This window comes from Citrobacter sp. T1.2D-1 (assembly GCF_950098555.1).
In the GTDB taxonomy this organism is placed as follows: domain Bacteria; phylum Pseudomonadota; class Gammaproteobacteria; order Enterobacterales; family Enterobacteriaceae; genus Citrobacter_A; species Citrobacter_A telavivensis.
The window spans coordinates 302910-320878 of the sequence record NZ_CATNHH010000034.1; the positions used below are offsets into that span (position 1 = coordinate 302910).

Annotated in this window: 20 protein-coding genes and 1 tRNA gene; 11 read left to right on the forward strand and 10 right to left on the reverse strand. The window is 53.6% G+C overall.

Annotated elements, in window-relative coordinates; genetic code table 11:
• Nucleotides 1-83 precede the first annotated feature (83 nt).
• On the forward strand, nucleotides 84-1820 hold the full coding sequence (locus tag QQZ17_RS19580; protein ID WP_152404246.1) for a potassium/proton antiporter: 1737 nt from the start codon (nucleotides 84-86) through the stop codon (nucleotides 1818-1820).
• Between the two features lie 96 nt (nucleotides 1821-1916).
• Here QQZ17_RS19580 and dadX read toward each other — a convergent pair whose 3' ends face one another.
• Together dadX and QQZ17_RS19590 are read right to left on the reverse strand one after the other, a co-directional pair.
• Nucleotides 1917-2987 carry a catabolic alanine racemase DadX gene (gene dadX / locus QQZ17_RS19585; protein ID WP_152404244.1) on the reverse strand — a complete coding sequence of 357 codons (1071 nt, stop codon included), beginning with the start codon at nucleotides 2985-2987 and terminating at the stop codon, nucleotides 1917-1919.
• Nucleotides 2988-2999: 12 nt separating this feature from the next.
• Nucleotides 3000-4298: a D-amino acid dehydrogenase gene (locus tag QQZ17_RS19590; RefSeq protein WP_044257663.1), complete on the reverse strand. Its 1299-nt coding sequence runs from the start codon at nucleotides 4296-4298 to the stop codon at nucleotides 3000-3002.
• A 328-nt stretch (nucleotides 4299-4626) separates the two neighbouring features.
• Between QQZ17_RS19590 and QQZ17_RS19595 the strand changes: the two genes are divergently transcribed.
• The gene (locus QQZ17_RS19595) at nucleotides 4627-6159 is read left to right on the forward strand and encodes a SpoVR family protein (RefSeq protein WP_152404242.1); all 1533 of its coding nucleotides are present in this window, start codon (nucleotides 4627-4629) and stop codon (nucleotides 6157-6159) included.
• A gap of 34 nt (nucleotides 6160-6193) precedes the next feature.
• On the opposite strand, the gene fadR is transcribed toward QQZ17_RS19595, so the two are convergent.
• A complete protein-coding gene (gene fadR / locus QQZ17_RS19600; protein ID WP_152404241.1) occupies nucleotides 6194-6913 on the reverse strand; it encodes a fatty acid metabolism transcriptional regulator FadR in 720 nt (239 codons plus the stop codon).
• Between the two features lie 222 nt (nucleotides 6914-7135).
• Here fadR and nhaB point away from each other — a divergent pair, with 222 nt between their 5' ends.
• From nhaB to QQZ17_RS19615, 3 genes are all read left to right on the forward strand, one after another.
• A complete protein-coding gene (gene nhaB / locus QQZ17_RS19605) occupies nucleotides 7136-8677 on the forward strand; it encodes a Na(+)/H(+) antiporter NhaB (protein WP_152404239.1) in 1542 nt (513 codons plus the stop codon).
• 144 nt (nucleotides 8678-8821) lie between these two features.
• Nucleotides 8822-9352 carry a disulfide bond formation protein DsbB gene (gene dsbB, locus QQZ17_RS19610; protein ID WP_152404237.1) on the forward strand — a complete coding sequence of 177 codons (531 nt, stop codon included), beginning with the start codon at nucleotides 8822-8824 and terminating at the stop codon, nucleotides 9350-9352.
• Nucleotides 9353-9463: 111 nt separating this feature from the next.
• Nucleotides 9464-9805: a DUF1971 domain-containing protein gene (locus QQZ17_RS19615; protein WP_061077761.1), complete on the forward strand. Its 342-nt coding sequence runs from the start codon at nucleotides 9464-9466 to the stop codon at nucleotides 9803-9805.
• Between the two features lie 23 nt (nucleotides 9806-9828).
• Here the strand turns inward: QQZ17_RS19615 and QQZ17_RS19620 are convergent, their stop codons facing one another.
• The 3 genes from QQZ17_RS19620 to QQZ17_RS19630 all read right to left on the reverse strand — a co-directional run bounded on the left by QQZ17_RS19620 (nucleotide 9829) and on the right by QQZ17_RS19630 (nucleotide 11389).
• Nucleotides 9829-10275, reverse strand: coding sequence for a YcgN family cysteine cluster protein (locus QQZ17_RS19620; RefSeq protein ID WP_042318693.1), 447 nt, complete (start codon nucleotides 10273-10275; stop codon nucleotides 9829-9831).
• A gap of 92 nt (nucleotides 10276-10367) precedes the next feature.
• Entirely contained in the window at nucleotides 10368-11027 is a 660-nt protein-coding gene (locus QQZ17_RS19625; RefSeq protein WP_152404235.1) for a fumarylacetoacetate hydrolase family protein, read from the reverse strand.
• Between the two features lie 68 nt (nucleotides 11028-11095).
• Nucleotides 11096-11389 carry a YcgL domain-containing protein gene (locus QQZ17_RS19630; protein WP_043000439.1) on the reverse strand — a complete coding sequence of 98 codons (294 nt, stop codon included), beginning with the start codon at nucleotides 11387-11389 and terminating at the stop codon, nucleotides 11096-11098.
• A 126-nt stretch (nucleotides 11390-11515) separates the two neighbouring features.
• On the opposite strand from QQZ17_RS19630, the gene minC reads away from it, so the two are divergent.
• From minC to minE, 3 genes are read left to right on the forward strand one after another with little or no spacing between them, the layout of a single operon-like run.
• A complete protein-coding gene (minC, locus tag QQZ17_RS19635; RefSeq protein ID WP_152404233.1) occupies nucleotides 11516-12223 on the forward strand; it encodes a septum site-determining protein MinC in 708 nt (235 codons plus the stop codon).
• Nucleotides 12224-12246: 23 nt separating this feature from the next.
• A complete protein-coding gene (gene minD, locus QQZ17_RS19640; RefSeq protein WP_042318537.1) occupies nucleotides 12247-13059 on the forward strand; it encodes a septum site-determining protein MinD in 813 nt (270 codons plus the stop codon).
• 3 nt (nucleotides 13060-13062) lie between these two features.
• A complete protein-coding gene (gene minE, locus QQZ17_RS19645) occupies nucleotides 13063-13329 on the forward strand; it encodes a cell division topological specificity factor MinE (RefSeq protein ID WP_046481107.1) in 267 nt (88 codons plus the stop codon).
• Between the two features lie 104 nt (nucleotides 13330-13433).
• On the opposite strand, the gene QQZ17_RS19650 is transcribed toward minE, so the two are convergent.
• The gene (locus QQZ17_RS19650) at nucleotides 13434-14234 is read right to left on the reverse strand and encodes an aminoglycoside adenylyltransferase family protein (protein WP_152406311.1); all 801 of its coding nucleotides are present in this window, start codon (nucleotides 14232-14234) and stop codon (nucleotides 13434-13436) included.
• Between the two features lie 86 nt (nucleotides 14235-14320).
• Complete coding sequence (zinT, locus tag QQZ17_RS19655) at nucleotides 14321-14965, reverse strand: metal-binding protein ZinT (RefSeq protein ID WP_178823036.1); 645 nt, start codon at nucleotides 14963-14965, stop codon at nucleotides 14321-14323.
• A gap of 171 nt (nucleotides 14966-15136) precedes the next feature.
• Here zinT and uspF point away from each other — a divergent pair, with 171 nt between their 5' ends.
• Entirely contained in the window at nucleotides 15137-15565 is a 429-nt protein-coding gene (gene uspF, locus QQZ17_RS19660) for a universal stress protein UspF (RefSeq protein WP_152406310.1), read from the forward strand.
• 29 nt (nucleotides 15566-15594) lie between these two features.
• On the opposite strand, the gene sedR is transcribed toward uspF, so the two are convergent.
• The gene (gene sedR, locus QQZ17_RS19665) at nucleotides 15595-16455 is read right to left on the reverse strand and encodes a beta-lactamase transcriptional regulator SedR (RefSeq protein ID WP_152404228.1); all 861 of its coding nucleotides are present in this window, start codon (nucleotides 16453-16455) and stop codon (nucleotides 15595-15597) included.
• A 191-nt stretch (nucleotides 16456-16646) separates the two neighbouring features.
• Between sedR and QQZ17_RS19670 the strand changes: the two genes are divergently transcribed.
• Complete coding sequence (locus tag QQZ17_RS19670) at nucleotides 16647-17531, forward strand: class A beta-lactamase TEL-1 (protein ID WP_152404226.1); 885 nt, start codon at nucleotides 16647-16649, stop codon at nucleotides 17529-17531.
• Nucleotides 17532-17590: 59 nt separating this feature from the next.
• On the opposite strand, the gene QQZ17_RS19675 is transcribed toward QQZ17_RS19670, so the two are convergent.
• Nucleotides 17591-17665: transfer RNA gene (locus QQZ17_RS19675), tRNA-OTHER, on the reverse strand.
• A gap of 130 nt (nucleotides 17666-17795) precedes the next feature.
• Here QQZ17_RS19675 and QQZ17_RS19680 point away from each other — a divergent pair.
• On the forward strand, nucleotides 17796-17969 hold a 174-nt coding region (locus tag QQZ17_RS19680; protein WP_001348133.1), incomplete at its 3' end, for an IS1 family transposase.

A 17969-nucleotide genomic window follows, 5' to 3' on the forward strand; every position in this document is an offset into this window, starting at 1 on the left:
AGGGCTAAGTAACGCCCGGTTGCAGCCGTTAATATGATAATGTCAATGCAGAAAAACATGGCTAATTGAGGAGTAACCGAACGTTGGACGCCGCGGCAATAATCAGTCTTTTCATTTTGGGGTCCGTCCTCGTTACCAGCAGTATCTTACTCAGTTCATTTTCATCACGCCTTGGCATTCCGATTCTGGTTATCTTCCTGGCGATTGGCATGCTGGCTGGCGTCGATGGCGTCGGCGGCATCCCGTTCGATAACTACCCCTTTGCCTATATGGTCAGTAACCTTGCGTTGGCGATTATCCTGCTTGATGGCGGGATGCGTACGCAGGCCAGCTCGTTTCGCGTCGCGCTGGGTCCGGCGCTCTCTCTGGCGACCGTTGGCGTCCTGATCACCTCCGGTTTAACCGGCATGATCGCCGCCTGGCTGTTTAATCTCGACCTGATCCAGGGGCTGCTGATTGGTGCCATTGTTGGCTCAACGGATGCGGCGGCGGTCTTTTCCCTGCTTGGCGGCAAAGGGCTGAACGAGCGTGTCGGCGCGACGCTGGAAATTGAATCCGGCAGTAATGACCCGATGGCGGTGTTCCTGACCATTACGCTGATCGAGATGATTCAGCAGCACGAAACCGGCTTAAGCTGGATGTTCGCAGTCCACATTATTCAGCAGTTTGGTCTGGGCATCTTGCTTGGGCTGGGCGGCGGATATCTGCTACAGCAGATGATTAATCGTATCTCCCTGCCCGCCGGGCTCTATCCCCTGTTGGCCCTGAGCGGCGGGATTCTGGTGTTCGCGTTGACCACCGCCCTGGAAGGCAGCGGGATTCTGGCGGTCTATCTGTGCGGCTTTTTGCTGGGCAATCGCCCGATTCGCAACCGTTTTGGCATTCTGCAAAACTTCGACGGGCTGGCCTGGCTGGCGCAGATCGGCATGTTCCTTGTGCTCGGACTGCTGGTGAATCCTTCCGACCTGCTGCCGATTGCCATTCCGGCACTGATCCTGTCCGCCGGGATGATTTTCGTCGCCCGTCCGCTCTCCGTCTTTGTCGGACTGCTGCCGTTTCGCGGTTTTAATCTGCGTGAACGCGTGTTTATTAGCTGGGTGGGTCTGCGCGGCGCGGTGCCCATCATCCTTGCCGTCTTTCCGATGATGGCGGGCCTGGAAAATGCCCGTCTGTTCTTCAATGTCGCCTTCTTCGTGGTGCTGGTGTCACTGGTTTTTCAGGGCACCTCCCTCTCCTGGGCGGCGAAAAAAGCGAAAGTGGTGGTGCCACCGGTCGGCTGGCCGGTCTCACGTGTGGGGCTGGATATTCATCCGGACAATCCGTGGGAGCAGTTTGTCTATCAGCTTAGCGCCGATAAATGGTGTGTCGGCGCGGCACTGCGCGATCTGCATATGCCTCAGGAAACGCGCATTGCGGCGCTGTTTCGTGACAACGTGCTGTTTCATCCCACCGGCAGTACCCGTTTGCGTGAAGGTGACGTGCTGTGCGTCATCGGTCGTGAACGCGACCTCCCGGCGCTGGGCAAACTGTTCAGTCAGTCACCGCCGGTGGCGCTGGATCAGCGCTTCTTCGGCGACTTTATTCTGGAAGCCAGCGCCAAGTATGCCGATGTGGCGCTGATTTATGGTCTGGATGACGGAACGGAGTACCGCGATAAGCAGCAAACGCTGGGCGAAATTGTTCAGCAACTGCTGGGCGCGGCCCCGGTTGTCGGGGACCAGGTCATCTTCGCCGGGATGATCTGGACGGTCGCAGAAAAAGAAGACAATCAGGTCCGTAAAGTCGGGGTTCGCGTCGCCGGGGATGAAGACGAAGAGTAGTTATCATGCCGGATGGCGCTGCGCTTATCCGGCCTACTGATGACTCCGCTGTAGGCCGTATAAGGCGCATCGCACCACCGTCCGGCAACATAAAAGTTACACCGTCACGACCGGAACACGCAGCGCCAGCGAACACATCAACTCATAGCCTACGGTTCCGGCAGATTTCGCCACGTCGTCAATTTTGATCTCTTTACCCCACAGTTCTACCGGTGTCCCGATACCCGCCTGCGGGCATGGCGTTAAATCCACCGCCAGCATATCCATCGACACCGTGCCCACGGTAGTGGTCCGCACACCGTCCACCAGCACCGGCGTTCCGCTCGGCGCATGACGTGGATAACCGTCCGCATAGCCCGCCGCCACGATGCCAATGCGCTGTTCGCCTCTGGCGGTATAGCGCCCGCCATAGCCGACGCGATCCCCCGCTTTCAGCGTTTGTACACCGATGATTTCGCTGCTGAGCGTCATCACCGGCTTCAGCCCGGTATTGGCGATATCGCGCCACAGGCCTGACGGCGACGCACCGTAAAGAATGATACCCGGTCGCACCCAGTCAAAATGCGCATCGGGATGCCACAGCGTGGCCGCTGAGTTTGACAGTGAGCGACGGCATTCCAGCCCTTCCGTTGCCAGCGCGATACGTTCCATCGCATTACGGATGCCGTCAGGGTGCTCAGCGTCGGCGAAGTGCGACATTAACGTCATTTCGCCGACGTTCGGCATCGCGCGCAGTTGCTGCCAGACGGTTTGCAGTCGTTCCGGCAGGAAGCCCAGACGGTTCATGCCGCTGTTAACCTTCACGTAGACATCCAGCGGTGCCTTCAGCTTTGCATTCTGAATCGCTTTAAGCTGCCAGTTGCTGTGAACGCAGGTGGTCAAACGCCAGGTGTCGTACAGCGCCAGATCTTCCGCATGGAAAAAACCTTCCAGCATGAGGATTGGCCCTTTCCAGCCGCGCTCACGCAGGGTTACCGCCTCCTCCAGATTCAGGAGAGCAAAACCATCGGTGTTGCCCAGCGCATTCCAGATACGTTCAATGCCGTGACCATAGGCATTCGCTTTCACCACCGACCAGACGCGGGCGTCCGGTGCGGCCTGACGCACTATGCTCAGGTTTTGTTTCATCGCCTGCAGGTCAAGGCTGGCCAATATAGGGCGGGTCATCTCTCGTCCTTCTTAGTTATGTGCGCCGTGCAGATGTTGGGGACGTGAAGGCGTAAAACCAGCGTGGTAGCGCGCCACGCTCAGATCGTCATACGGAATAGCGGGCGTGCGACCCGACAGAATATCGCTCAGCAACTGCCCTGAACCACAGGCCATCGTCCATCCCAGCGTACCGTGTCCGGTATTCAGCAACAGATTTTTGAAGCGGGTACGCCCCACCACCGGCGTACCGTCCGGCGTCATCGGGCGCAGTCCGGTCCAGAATGTCGCCTGTTCAACATGCCCTCCGCGCGGGTAGAGATCGCGGACCACCATCTCAAGCGTTTCCCGACGCGGCTGGAGTAGTTCGGTGTTGAAGCCGACAATTTCCGCCATACCGCCAACGCGGATACGCTGGTCAAAACGGGTAATGGCGATTTTGTAGGTTTCATCAAGAATAGTCGAAACCGGTGCGCCGTCCTCTTCCGCCACCGGAATCGTCAGCGAATAGCCTTTCAGCGGATAGACCGGGATATCGACAATCCCTTTCAGCATCGCCGTGGAGTAAGAGCCCATCGCCATGACGTAGGCATCGGCTTTAACGATCTCATCACCACATTTCACGCCGTAAATCTGCTCGCCTTCGCAAAGCAGTTTATCCACTGGCGTATTGAAACGGAATTTAACCCCCGCCTGTTCGGCCATCTGCGCCAGACGCTGGGTAAAGAGTTGGCAGTCGCCGGTTTCGTCATTCGGCAAACGCAAGCCGCCGGTCAGTTTGTGCGCCACTTCAGCCAGCGCCGGCTCGACTTCCGCCAGTCGACTGGCTTCCAGCAACTGATACGGCACGCCAGCGTCTTCCAGCACGGCAATGTCGCGCGTGGCGTTCTCATACTGCTGTGCGGTGCGGAACAGTTGCAGCGTGCCGCCCTGACGCCCTTCATACTGGATACCGGTCGATGCACGCAGCGCTTTCAGGCAGTCTCGGCTGTATTCCGCCAGACGCACCATCCGCCCTTTGTTTTCCATGTAGTGGCTGGTATCGCAATTACGCAGCATCTGCCACATCCATTTCAACTGGAACTGTGTGCCGTCCAGACGAACTGCCAGCGGCGCATGGCGCTGAAACATCCATTTAATCGCCTTTAGCGGTACACCCGGCGCAGCCCAGGGCGCTGCATAGCCCGGAGAGATCTGCCCCGCATTCGCCGCGCTGGTTTCCAGCGCCGGGCCAGGTTCGCGATCGATGACGGTGACATCATGTCCAGCCTGACTCAGATACCAGGCGCTGGTCACGCCAACGACGCCACTTCCCAGTATGACAACTCGCATAGCCACTCCGTTAACAGTAACAGTAAAAGAACAATCATCTAATTACATCTTGATAACCCAGATGAAAATATTATTCAACATATGGCTTTTTTATGGTGACACATCTCACATATAGCAGGAGGAACATTGAACTCGTTGCTTTGGGATCTCCTGCTGCGGGTTATTTTTATCCAGCATAAAATGTTGTTATGACCGAGAAATCTGGCGGGTCGACCAGCGGAAATCGCAAAGAAAATATTTCTCCACTGACACGGTTTTTAACAGGGTGTTCTATGCTTGAAATGAGGTGCTCCACACAGAGAGTGCCGCCAACAATGAGGGTGCGCGAATGGCTACGATTGATTCCATGAACAAGGACACCACACGGTTGAGCGATGGACCCGACTGGACGTTTGATCTGCTGGATGTCTATCTGGCAGAGATAGACCGGGTGGCGAAACTCTACAAACTGGATACCTACCCGCACCAGATTGAGGTCATCACCTCCGAGCAGATGATGGATGCCTACTCCAGCGTCGGGATGCCCATTAACTATCCTCACTGGTCGTTTGGCAAAAAATTCATCGAGACTGAACGGCTGTATAAACACGGTCAGCAAGGGTTGGCCTATGAGATTGTGATTAACTCCAACCCGTGTATTGCCTATCTGATGGAGGAGAACACCATTACCATGCAGGCGCTGGTGATGGCGCACGCCTGCTATGGGCATAACTCCTTCTTCAAAAATAACTATCTGTTTCGCAGTTGGACCGACGCCAGTTCCATTGTCGATTACCTGATCTTCGCGCGTAATTACATTACCCAGTGCGAAGAGCGGTACGGCGTGGACGAGGTTGAGCGATTGCTCGACTCCTGCCATGCGCTGATGAACTACGGCGTTGACCGCTATAAACGCCCGCAGAAAATCTCCCTCCAGGAGGAGAAGGCCCGCCAGCAAAGTCGCGAAGAGTATCTGCAAAGCCAGGTGAACATGCTGTGGCGTACCCTGCCGAAGAAAGAAGAAGAGAAGACGGTCGCCGAAGCGCGGCGCTATCCTTCAGAGCCGCAGGAAAACCTGCTCTACTTTATGGAAAAAAATGCCCCGCTGCTGGAGTCATGGCAGCGCGAAATCCTGCGCATTGTGCGCAAAGTCAGCCAGTATTTTTATCCGCAGAAACAGACCCAGGTGATGAACGAAGGTTGGGCCACCTTCTGGCATTACACCATTCTGAACCACCTGTATGACGAGGGGAAAGTCACCGAACGTTTTATGCTGGAATTTTTGCACAGCCACACCAACGTAGTATTCCAGCCGCCTTATAACAGTCCGTGGTACAGCGGTATTAACCCTTACGCACTGGGGTTCGCTATGTTCCAGGACATCAAGCGTATCTGTCAGTCACCGACGGAAGAAGATAAGTACTGGTTCCCGGATATCGCGGGTTCCGACTGGCTGGAAACGCTGCATTTTGCCATGCGTGATTTCAAAGATGAGAGTTTTATCAGCCAGTTCCTGTCACCGAAGGTGATGCGTGATTTCCGCCTCTTTACGGTGCTGGATGATGACCGGCATAACTACCTGGAGATCTCTGCTATTCACAATGAAGAAGGCTATCGTGAAATCCGCAACCGCCTCTCGTCGCAATATAATTTGAGCAACGTGGAGCCGAATATTCAGGTCTGGAACGTGGATCTGCGGGGCGATCGCTCTCTCACCCTACGCTATATCCCGCATAATCGCGCGCCGCTGGATAAAGGCCGCAAAGAGGTACTCAAGCATGTGCACCGGCTGTGGGGGTTTGATGTGATGCTGGAACAGCAAAACGAGGACGGAAGCGTGGAACTGCTCGAGCGCTGCCCACCCAGAATGAACAGCCTGTAAAACAAAAACCCCCTCATCATGAGGGGGTTCGCGTTTAGCGGCCCTGAATGGCTAAATCGCCTGGCAGGTTTTTCTGCATCCGGTGCCAGATCTCACCGCTATCATGACCATAACGACGCACCGTTTCGTATACCTGATCGTGCGCGCCCTGTAAGCACAGTTGCGACAGCTTATGATAGAAACCGAGCGCCAGGCTGCGCGCTTCCGGATTGGCGAAGTAGTGACGGCCAATGCGGGTATACAGCCCTTTCATCCCGTTAAGAATCAGGCCATAAATCGGGTTGCCGGAGGCAAACGCCAGACCGCGGAAAATGCTGTAATCGAGATCGGCAAACGCATCGGCGTGATCGGCCACTTCCTTCGCGGTCGCCAGCACTTCCTGCGCTTTGTCAGGATGCTGACGAAACGCGGTACGAATGAAGATGGTGGAGATGTTGGTCCGGACCGACAGCAGATTATCGATCAGTTGCGGAACGCTTTCGTGATCGAGACGCGCCAGCGTTTCAAGAATATTCAACCCGGACGTTTCCCAGAAATTATTCACCTTCGTCGGTTTGCCATGCTGAATGGTCAACCAACCGTCTCGCGCCAGACGCTGCAGCACTTCACGTAACGTGGTACGAGTCACCCCGATGAGTTCCGAGAGTTCTCGTTCTGCAGGCAAGATAGTGCCAGGGGGGAAGCGGTTATTCCAGATACTTTCAATGATGTACTCTTCCGCGAAACCCGCCGGGCTCTGCGCCTTAATGACCATAGTGAGATTTCCATTACACAGCAAAACATAGTTACACTCATCATACCAGACGGGGTACACGCCCGATAGCAGACACAATGAAGAAAAAGTGGATCAAGGCTTCATTTTCTTGATAACACGGGCTGTCGGGGGTTAAAGGCTTGCCTGCTTTCAGACTGACCGTTACTCTTTGTGGCTAACCATAAGAACATCATTTCAATAAATAAGGTAAGGGAAACCATAATGGAACTCTCATGGGGCCGCGCGTTCTGGCGCAACTTTTTAGGCCAGTCGCCAGACTGGTACAAGCTCGCACTACTGACCTTCCTGATAGTTAATCCACTGATTTTCATTATCAGCCCATTTGTTGCGGGCTGGTTGCTGGTGGCGGAATTCATCTTCACACTGGCGATGGCCCTGAAATGTTACCCGTTGCTGCCAGGCGGTTTGCTGGCCATTGAAGCCGTTATGATTGGAATGACCAGCGCCGCGCATGTTCGTGAAGAGGTGGCAAACAATTTGGAAGTCTTGCTGCTGCTGATGTTCATGGTCGCAGGCATCTATTTTATGAAGCAGCTGCTGCTGTTTATTTTTACCCGTCTGCTGCTGAGCATTCGCTCCAAAACGCTGCTGTCACTTGCGTTTTGTGTGGCGGCGGCCTTCCTTTCCGCCTTCCTTGATGCGCTGACCGTTGTGGCGGTGGTGATAAGCGTCGCCGTCGGGTTCTATGGCATTTATCACCGCGTGGCCTCTTCCCGCGCGGACGATCATGACATTCTTGATGACAGCCATATCGATCAGCACTACAAATCGGTACTCGAACAGTTCCGTGGCTTCCTTCGCAGCCTGATGATGCATGCCGGAGTGGGAACCGCGCTCGGCGGTGTGATGACGATGGTGGGTGAACCGCAGAACCTGATCATCGCCAAAGCCGCTGGCTGGCATTTTGGCGACTTTTTCCTGCGGATGTCGCCGGTCACCGTTCCGGTACTGATTTGCGGTCTGCTCACCTGCGTACTGGTTGAGAAGCTGCGCTGGTTTGGCTATGGCGAAACGCTGCCGGAAAAAGTACGTGACGTATTGCAACAGTTTGACGATCAAAGCCGCCAGCAGCGTAATCGTCAGGACCGATTAAAGCTGATCGTTCAGGCCATTATCGGCGTCTGGCTGGTTATTGCCCTGGCGCTGCATCTGGCGGAAGTGGGGCTGATCGGTCTGTCCGTCATTATCTTCGCCACCTCGCTGACCGGTGTGACCGATGAGCATGCGATTGGCAAGGCGTTTACCGAGTCCCTGCCTTTCACCGCGCTGCTGACGGTCTTTTTCTCGATTGTGGCGGTGATCATCGATCAGCAACTCTTCTCGCCGATTATCCAGTTTGTATTGCAGGCCTCGGAGCACGCGCAGTTGACACTGTTCTATCTCTTCAACGGTCTGCTCTCGTCAATCTCAGATAATGTCTTCGTTGGTACTATCTACATTAACGAGGCCAAAGCGGCCATGGAAAGCGGCGCTATCTCGCTGCCACAGTACGAACTGTTGGCGGTGGCTATCAACACCGGGACTAACCTGCCGTCCGTGGCGACGCCAAACGGTCAGGCGGCGTTCCTGTTCCTGCTCACCTCCGCGCTGGCACCGCTGATTCGCCTCTCCTATGGCCGAATGGTCTGGATGGCGTTGCCGTATACCATCGTGCTGACCCTGGTCGGTCTGCTGTGCGTTGAGTTTACCCTGACGCCGCTGACCGAGTGGATGACGCAAACCGGCTGGTTAGCTACACTTTAATAACAACTTACCGGGCATTTCACTGCCCGGTTTGCCTTTTTGCATGATATTTATCCGATTACACAATATTTAAGTTTCTCCTGGTGGCGCTGTGATCGAATTGGTTTACACTGCCGTGTCTACGCATGTTGCAGGGAAATTATTATGTTGCGATATTTAAACCAGTGCTCACGGGGTCGGGGCGCCTGGTTATTAATGGCTTTTACTGCCCTGGCGCTTGAACTGGTCGCGCTGTGGTTTCAGCATGTTATGCTGCTTAAGCCGTGTGTACTGTGCATCTATGAGCGCTGCGCGCTGTTCGGCATCATGGGGGCCGGGCTGGTTGGGGCTATTGCGCCTAAATCGCCGTTGCGCTACGTGGCGCTGATTATCTGGATCTACAGTGCCTGGCGCGGCGTGCAGTTGGCCTGGGAACACACGATGATCCAGTTGCACCCTTCTCCGTTCATGACCTGTGATTTTATGGCCCGCTTCCCCAGTTGGTTGCCGCTGGATAAGTGGGTGCCACAGGTGTTTGTTGCCTCCGGAGATTGCGCTGAGCGCCAGTGGGAATTTTTATCGCTGGAAATGCCACAATGGTTACTGGGCATTTTTGCGGCCTATCTGGTCATCGCGGTTCTGGTCCTGCTTGTCCAGCCGCTTAAACCGAAAAGACGCGATCTGTTTGGTCGCTAATCTCAGACGCTCCCTGCCAGGAGCGTTTTTTTTGCCTTAAAGTCATTGCTGACGGTGCTGCATAAGATGTATATTAAATGCATCTTATGCAACCTGGCAAGGAGATGTCCCGTGTCCCATTTACGTATCCCGGCAAACTGGAAAATCAAACGTTCCACCCCTTTCTTCACCAAAGATAATGTCCCCGCGGCACTGCTTTCCCACCACAACACTGCCGCTGGCGTTTTCGGTCAGCTTTGTGTGATGGAAGGTACGGTAACCTATTACGGATTCGCCAACGAAGAGGCAAAAGAGCCTGAAGTCAAAGTGGTGATTAACGCCGGACAGTTCGCCACCAGCCCGCCACAGTACTGGCATCGTGTGGAGCTCAGCGATGACGCCCAGTTCAACATCAACTTCTGGGTCGCTGACGAACATCAGGGCGATGAGATGTATCAGGCGAAAAAAGCGTAACGCCTGAAATCAGACCGGGCGGATCAATCCGCCCATGAAGGTTTGTTTAAGATATGGTCCTGCCAGTCATGGACTTCTGACTCTCTTACCGCAATGTGGCGTACCGAAATTCGCTCGCCGTGCATTGCCGCTTTCGACCCCGTCAACAACGGATGCCACTCCGGCAGCCCTTTCCCTTCCGCCAGCAGACGATAGGCGCACGTCATCGGCAACCATTCAAAGGTGGGCAGGTTATCACGCGTTAACTTGATGCAGTCAGGCTCGTACTCGAACCTGCGCTCATAGTTGCGGCACTGGCAGGTTTTAATATTGAGCTGACGACAGGCGACGTTGGTGAAATAGATCTCGTCGGTATCCTCGTCCATCAGTTTATGCAGGCAGCACTGACCACAGCCATCACATAACGACTCCCATTCGGCATCGGTCATTTCATCCAGGGTTTTACGTTGCCAGAAAGGTAAATCGCTCATCAGGGTATCCGCCATTACTATAAAGCTGCACCTTATAACCAGTCTGACACGCTGATGCAAGTTTTGCCGCCCAAAAAGGCGGCAATCAGGTGTTACAGGACGCGGGTCGTCAGGGAATGACCGTTAAAATTGACCACCAGCTCATCGCCGCTGGCAAGCGGTCCAACGCCTTCCGGGGTGCCTGTCAGCACAACGTCGCCGGCTTTAAGGGTAAAGAACTTGCTCATATAGGCGATTAAGGGAACGATTTTGTGGATCATATCCGCCGTCGTGCCCTGCTGGCGAACCTCGCCGTTGACGGTCAGGCCCAGCGGCGTCGCCTGCGGATCGCCGTTAAATTCCGTGGCCGGAATGAACCCGGACAGCGGGCACGAGTTATCGAATCCTTTTGCCTTCTCCCAGGGCTGCCCAGCCTTCTTCATTTTGCCCTGAATATCACGTAACGTCAGATCGAGCGCCACGCCATATCCAGCGATCGCCTTACGGACATGCTCTTCGGTCGCCTGACGCAGCGTCGCGCCGATTAATACCGCCAGTTCGACCTCATGGTGCACCGAGCCCATATCTGTCGGAATGACCAGCGGCTGGCGCAAATCGCACAGGGCGGTTTCTGGCTTGATAAACAGCACCGGCTCATCCGGCGTGACGCTACCCATTTCTTTAATGTGGTTGGCGTAGTTGCTGCCCACGCACACCACTTTGCTTACCGGGTAGTCAAGCAGCGCACCCTGCCAGTTATGATGTTGATACATTCATTTTCCCCTAATTTGTCATCGTTGACTTCAGGAATGGCACCGACAGGCATGACGCCGGGTACCGTTTATTTATCGGTTTCTGGATTGTTTTGTGAGGCGTTGAAACGATGTTGCTTCAATAAATCTTCGGGCGGCGGAGGCAGTTGTAAATAATATCCCTGCTCCGTTAAGGCTTGTTTTACTTTATCCAGCGAGGCGTTGACTAACTTTTTGCTCCCGTCGAGCGGCAATATCATTGCCAGCTGCGGCTGACCAAATCCTTTCATCAGTTCTTCAGGCACGCGTGAGAAATCGTCTTTTTTTTCGACATACAAATAGGTCTGGTCACGCTTAGCACTTCTGTAGATCACACAAAACATACATTTTACTCTGAATTAAACGGATGGCGACTTGCCTCAATATAATAGTGACTATAACATGCCTTCTGGACTTCGGAATATCACTCCACATCGGGGATGATAAATAGCAAATTGAGTAAGGCCAGGATGTCAAACACGCCCATCGAACTTAAAGGCAGTAGCTTCACCTTATCAGTGGTTCATTTACATGAAGCAGAACCCGAGGTTATTCGTCAGGCGTTAGAAGACAAAATCGCGCAGGCTCCCGCTTTTTTAAAACACGCTCCTGTGGTGGTGAATGTCAGTAGCCTTGACGCGCCGGTGAACTGGCCGCAGTTGCAGAAGGTCGTGGCGTCGACGGGGTTGCGTATTGTTGGCGTCAGCGGTTGCAAAGATGCCCGGCTGAAAGCCGAAATCGACAAAATGGGCCTTCCTTTACTTACTGAAGGTAAAGATAAAGTGGCGCGTTCCGCGCCGGCAGAACCCGTTGCTCCCGCCGCAGTAGTGCAAAACGTTACTCCCGTCACAAAAACGCGATTTATTGATGTACCGGTTCGTTCCGGTCAACGCATTTATGCACCACAATGTGATCTGATTGTTACAAGCCACGTCAGTGCTGGCGCAGAGCTGATCGCTGATGGCAATATCCATGTCTATGGCATGATGAGAGGTCGTGCGCTGGCTGGGGCAAGCGGCGACCGGGAAGCGCAAATTTTCTGTACCCATCTGACGGCAGAACTGGTGTCTATCGCAGGTGTTTACTGGCTGAGTGATAAAATCCCAGCAGAATTTTATGGCAAAGCGGCACGTCTGCAGTTGGCAGATAACGCTTTGACAGTTCAACCGTTGAATTGATCCCTTTTTAACAAGGAATTTCTATGGCACGCATTATTGTAGTTACTTCGGGTAAAGGGGGCGTTGGCAAAACCACCTCCAGCGCGGCCATCGCTACTGGTTTGGCCCAGAAGGGAAAGAAAACTGTCGTTATTGATTTTGATATCGGCCTGCGTAACCTCGATCTGATCATGGGGTGTGAGCGTCGGGTTGTTTATGATTTCGTCAACGTCATTCAGGGCGATGCTTCGCTCAATCAGGCGCTCATCAAGGACAAGCGCACTGAAAATCTCTTCATTCTTCCGGCCTCTCAGACTCGCGATAAAGACGCGTTAACGCGTGAAGGCGTTGCAAAAGTCCTCGACGATCTGAAAGCGATGGATTTCGATTTTATCGTCTGCGACTCCCCGGCGGGGATCGAAACCGGCGCGCTGATGGCGCTCTATTTCGCCGACGAAGCGATCATCACCACTAACCCGGAAGTCTCCTCGGTGCGCGACTCCGATCGTATTCTGGGTATTCTGGCGTCTAAATCTCGCCGCGCCGAGAACGGTGAAGATCCGATTAAAGAACATCTGCTGTTGACGCGCTACAACCCGGGCCGCGTCAACCGGGGCGATATGCTCAGTATGGAAGATGTGCTGGAGATCCTGCGTATCAAACTCGTCGGGGTTATCCCGGAAGATCAGTCTGTTCTGCGCGCCTCTAACCAGGGTGAACCTGTCATTCTGGACATCAATGCAGACGCAGGTAAAGCGTATGCCGATACGGTAGACCGTCTGTTGGGAGAAGAACGTCCTTTCCGCTTCATTGACGAAGAGAAGAAAGGTTTCCTCAAACGCCTGTTCGGAGGATAAGTTATGGCATTACTGGATTTTTTTCTCTCGCGGAAAAAGAGTACAGCGAACATCGCAAAAGAGCGATTGCAGATTATTGTTGCCGAGCGTCGTCGTAGCGACGCCGAGCCGCATTATTTACCGCAGTTACGTAAAGATATTCTTGAAGTCATTTGTAAGTATGTACAAATTGATCCGGAAATGGTCACCGTTCAGCTAGAACAAAAAGACGGCGATATTTCCATTCTCGAACTTAACGTCACATTACCGGAAACTGAAGAGTCGAAATAAACGCGTCACTAAGAAGATTCCAGGAAAAAAAGGCAGAGCGATCTGCCTTTTTTATTTTCAGCGCGTTATCTGTTGCGACAGTGATGATGCGTGAAATACGGAATTCACTTATCCGCGCTCAATAACGGTTCGGCTATTTTCGCTTTTGCATAGCAGACAAAACGCGAGACGGCGGGCATAACCTCTGCCCAGTCAACGCTTACCTGCCCCAGATAGTCAAGCCGCGCGGTCGCAAGTAGAGAAGCGTGTTCGTCCGGGAGATAAGGCAGCAACCAGTCCGCCGCCCTGTCTTTCGCGGTAAAACCGCCCGTCGCCACACTGTACCAGATGCGTGCCAGGGTCAAAATGATATTGCGTTCGTCGCCTTGCAAATCACAACTGTTCTGCCAGAGCATCAGCGTCTGGCGGAACGTCTCTCGTATGTCGTTTTCTGGCACAGGCTTAAAAAGCAGGTCCGCACGCTCGCCGGATAAGGCAATACTGGCACTACGCGCCTGGGTTATTAAAATCGCCAGATCGCTATCCTGCTGCGCAGGTTCATACTTCCCCGCGTGAATATCTTCGCGCAACCACTCGCCAAACTGCATCTCCCGCCGGGGAGGAAAACGCCAGGGAACCACATCGCCATGCACCACCACCGTTACCTCAAGCGCCCGCCAGAGCGCCGACGAGCCAGGCCCGGCTGATACCAACAGCAGTTCCTGCATAAGCGCTTCTCGCTGCGCCGTCGTCAGCGGCACGCGCGTGGTAACCAGCAAATCAATATCGCTGTAGGGTTTTAGCCCACCTTCAACGGCAGACCCGTACAGGTGAATGGCCAGCAGGCTGTCTTCCAGGATCCGTGCAATGACGGCCTTCGCCTTTTCCAACTGGTCCCGGAGGGTATCCGGCATCGTTGATGTCATCGTCTCAACCGTTATCATGTCATTTCTGCCCGGTACACCTTAACGCGGCAGGAAACCCGCCGACAAGCAGCGGGCTGAACCTGAATTTAGTGGTGCAGCATTTCATCCACCACGGCCTGGGCCTTGAGTTGATAAGGGTAATAGGTCGGCCAGTTATCCATCTCTTCCAGTAGCGCCTGCTGTGAGGTATTGCCCATAAAAATGTGGAAATGGTTCGACGTGCGCGGCGCAATGATATGATCGCTGAACTGCACAAACTTCGGCGCCTTACTGTTTGCATCTTTGCATTCAAACAGATAGCGCACCCCTTTTTTACCTGACGTATAGGTCAGGATTTTGTAACCGGCGTAGTCATACTGACAGGAGGCTACCTGCTTGCCGGTATGAAACTCCATCACGCCATTTTCGATGCCAATGGTATCGACCTTCGTCGCATAGCCTTTACGGTAGTAGGATTTCACCTCTTCCGCCGTTTTACTCTTATCCTTTTCCGCCTTTTGTTTAAAAACCGGATCCAGCTCGCCGCTAACCAGATAAGGATAAACGGATTGCCACATGCCGTCCCAGTCGGTAAGCGCCCTGTCCCTGACATTGCTATCCGCAAATTCGCCTTGCGCCGCCTTCTGTTCCATTTCTGTCAGCGGCACGCCATGCGCGTGATCGCCGTGGGCGAAGGCATAACTGCTGATCCACAGCATTCCCAGAGAGATTGATATTTTTTTCCAATGCATTGCCAACGTCGTACCCTCAATCAAGTGAATAAGATGAAATGTTATATTATAACAACTAAATTTATTCAACACCGCTGAGCGTAAATGACGGAAACTTGATCTGGTCACTTTTTATGCAAAAAGCAGATTCGATATACTGCGACTGGAGACAAAAAACAGGAGGTAATGACTATGTATCGTTCTGTTCTGGTGCCCATTGATATCTCAGAAGCCGATCTCACCCGGCAACTTATTCCTCAGGTTAAAATTCACGCCAAAACGGCAAAAGTCCATTTTCTGTCAGTCATTCCCTCAGTCCCCTTTTATGCATCCCTGGGGCTCGCTTACTCTGGCGAACTCCCGGATAAAAATGGACTGCAGACGAAGGCATCACAGAAACTCGATGAGATTGTGAAACAATTCGATATCCCTGAAGGCCGTGTTCAAAAGCATGTGGTATATGGCCCCCCGAAAGATCAGATCCTGAAACTGGCGGATTCCGTCAGTGCTGACCTGGTGATCATCGCTTCACACCAGCCCGGTATCTCAACGTACCTGTTGGGTTCTACCGCCGCAGCCGTCGTGCGCCATGCACACTGTCCTGTACTGGTGGTACGCTGAGCCGTAAACGGGAGTCTGCTGGCTCCCGTTTATGTCATTTTCACGATCCAGTCGCGGAATATTTCCATCGCGGGCGTCACCGGTTTCGACTTCAGGTGGGTAAGCCAGTAACCGCCCATGTTGATTTCAATTGCGAAAGGCCGAACGAGTTGTCCGGCGGCCAGTTCTCTGGTGAACATCATTGCCGGAACCAGTGCCGCGCCGCCGGTATGGATGACCGTTTCAATCATCAGGCGAGAGGAGTCAAAAACGGCGCCATTGATCCGTTCCGCCGTCACGCCTGCCGCAGCAAACCAGTTATCCCACTCATCTGCCCGGTATGACCGCAGAAGATTCTCTTGCAGAAGATCGGCGGGCTGGCCAAGCCGTTGCGCGGTTTCTGGCGTGCACAGGACGGTCAGCGGAGCCTCGCACAGCATGTCGTTATGGGTAGCGGGCCACTGTCCGCTGCCAAAGCGGATGGCAAAATCCAGCCCCTCAGCCGCCAGATTCACGACGTTGTTATTTGTGCGCAAGCGCAACTCAACGAACGGATGCGCCTGCCGGAATTGCTCAATACGCGGCAGTAACCAGCCAACGGCAAATGTCCCGACCGCGGCGACCGTGAGCACTTCACGATACTCCCCGCCCTCGAACTTACGGAAAATGGTGTCGATTTGGCTAAAGGCGTCGGTCAGGACGGCAAACAGCGCCTGCGCCTCATCCGTCATCTCCAGCCCTCTGGGCAGACGTTTAAAAAGCACCCTGTTCAGGCGATCTTCCAGGATACGCACCTGCTGGCTGACGGCAGCCTGCGTGACACAGAGTTCCAGTGCCGCTCGTGTAAAACTCAAATGGCGAGCTGAAGCTTCAAAGGCGCGTAGCGCATTGAGAGGAAGATTAGAACGCATAATAAGGACTCATAAGATTTTCTTTATTCCAGGGTAAATTCTTCTCGCTTGTTAAGCAAGCGCTGATAGCGGATAGTCCAGGTACCGCAGAGATATCTTGCGCCTTTAATTCTCTTTCTTCTTTTGTCTGTCTGAGTGGAAAAAATGAAAGCGCTTATCAATCTATTTACTGATTTTCAAGGACGTTATTTATGCTAAAAAAACGATTCCATCAGACGCTACTTATCGCTGGTATGCTCGCTTTCTTTGCCGGCAGTTCGCCGCTTTCGGCCCGTGAGCAAGCGGCTACCCCACAGGTTCAGCAAAAGCTGGCAGCCTTAGAAAAACAATCGGGTGGTCGACTCGGCGTTGCGCTCATTAATACCGCCGATCGTTCGCAAATTCTTTATCGCGGTGACGAGCGCTTTGCCATGTGCAGTACCAGTAAAACGATTGTCGTCGCCGCCGTATTAAAACAGAGTGAAACGCAACGCGATATCTTGCAGCAGAAAATGGCCATCAATAAAGCCGATCTCACGAACTGGAACCCGGTGACGGAAAAATACGTCGATAAAGAGATGACATTAGCGGAGCTAAGTGCTGCCGCTCTGCAATACAGCGATAATACGGCAATGAATAAATTGCTTGAGCATCTGGGTGGCACCGGCAACGTCACGGCCTTTGCCCGTTCGATTGGCGACACCACGTTTCGTCTGGACAGGACTGAACCCGAACTGAATACCGCCATCCCTAGCGATGAACGCGATACCACCTCGCCGCTGGCGATGGCAAAAAGCCTGCATAAGCTGACGCTGGGTGATGCACTGGCCGGTATGCAGCGGGCACAACTGGTCGCCTGGTTGAAAGGGAATACAACCGGCGGCCAGAGTATTCGTGCCGGACTGCCTGAAAGTTGGGTGGTTGGCGATAAAACCGGGGGCGGCGATTACGGCACCACGAATGATATCGCGGTGATCTGGCCCGAAGATCGTGCGCCGCTGATCCTCGTGACTTACTTTACACAGCCACAGCAGGATGCCAAAGGACGTAAAGATGTTCTGGCCGCCGCCGCAAAAATTGTGACGGAAGGGCTTTGATCCCGGCAAGCACGCGGAGAAAACAAAAAGGCCCAGACAAACGTCTGGGCCTTTAAATTTGGGCCGCCATCGAGGCCTCGAACCCCGTTCCCTACAACAAAAGTCGTTCGCTCTTCCAGATGAGCTAATGGCGGTCTGCCGGTCATTATTTCTGATTGAGAATCTACCCATCATCAGGACCGGGCGAGATAATACATAACTCAAATTACGGTGATGCTGCCAACTTACTGATTTAGTGTATGATGGTGTTTTTGAGGTGCTCCAGTGGCTTCTGTTTCTATCAGCTGTCCCTCCTGTTCAGCTACTGACGGGGTGGTGCGTAACGGCAAAAGCACTGCCGGACATCAGCGCTATCTCTGCTCTCACTGCCGTAAAACATGGCAACTGCAGTTCACTTACACCGCTTCTCAACCCGGTACGCACCAGAAAATCATTGAT

Excerpts from the sequence above, each read along its gene's own strand:
- dadX (WP_152404244.1), bottom strand. The coding sequence starts at position 2,987 with ATGACCCGCCCTATATTGGCCAGCCTTGACCTGCAGGCGATGAAACAA.
- QQZ17_RS19590 (WP_044257663.1), bottom strand. The coding sequence starts at position 4,298 with ATGCGAGTTGTCATACTGGGAAGTGGCGTCGTTGGCGTGACCAGCGCC.
- QQZ17_RS19595 (WP_152404242.1), top strand. The coding sequence starts at position 4,627 with ATGGCTACGATTGATTCCATGAACAAGGACACCACACGGTTGAGCGAT.
- fadR (WP_152404241.1), bottom strand. The coding sequence starts at position 6,913 with ATGGTCATTAAGGCGCAGAGCCCGGCGGGTTTCGCGGAAGAGTACATC.
- nhaB (WP_152404239.1), top strand. The coding sequence starts at position 7,136 with ATGGAACTCTCATGGGGCCGCGCGTTCTGGCGCAACTTTTTAGGCCAG.
- dsbB (WP_152404237.1), top strand. The coding sequence starts at position 8,822 with ATGTTGCGATATTTAAACCAGTGCTCACGGGGTCGGGGCGCCTGGTTA.
- QQZ17_RS19620 (WP_042318693.1), bottom strand. The coding sequence starts at position 10,275 with ATGAGCGATTTACCTTTCTGGCAACGTAAAACCCTGGATGAAATGACC.
- QQZ17_RS19625 (WP_152404235.1), bottom strand. The coding sequence starts at position 11,027 with ATGTATCAACATCATAACTGGCAGGGTGCGCTGCTTGACTACCCGGTA.
- QQZ17_RS19630 (WP_043000439.1), bottom strand. The coding sequence starts at position 11,389 with ATGTTTTGTGTGATCTACAGAAGTGCTAAGCGTGACCAGACCTATTTG.
- minC (WP_152404233.1), top strand. The coding sequence starts at position 11,516 with ATGTCAAACACGCCCATCGAACTTAAAGGCAGTAGCTTCACCTTATCA.
- minD (WP_042318537.1), top strand. The coding sequence starts at position 12,247 with ATGGCACGCATTATTGTAGTTACTTCGGGTAAAGGGGGCGTTGGCAAA.
- minE (WP_046481107.1), top strand. The coding sequence starts at position 13,063 with ATGGCATTACTGGATTTTTTTCTCTCGCGGAAAAAGAGTACAGCGAAC.
- QQZ17_RS19650 (WP_152406311.1), bottom strand. The coding sequence starts at position 14,234 with ATGACATCAACGATGCCGGATACCCTCCGGGACCAGTTGGAAAAGGCG.
- zinT (WP_178823036.1), bottom strand. The coding sequence starts at position 14,965 with ATGCATTGGAAAAAAATATCAATCTCTCTGGGAATGCTGTGGATCAGC.
- uspF (WP_152406310.1), top strand. The coding sequence starts at position 15,137 with ATGTATCGTTCTGTTCTGGTGCCCATTGATATCTCAGAAGCCGATCTC.
- sedR (WP_152404228.1), bottom strand. The coding sequence starts at position 16,455 with ATGCGTTCTAATCTTCCTCTCAATGCGCTACGCGCCTTTGAAGCTTCA.
- QQZ17_RS19670 (WP_152404226.1), top strand. The coding sequence starts at position 16,647 with ATGCTAAAAAAACGATTCCATCAGACGCTACTTATCGCTGGTATGCTC.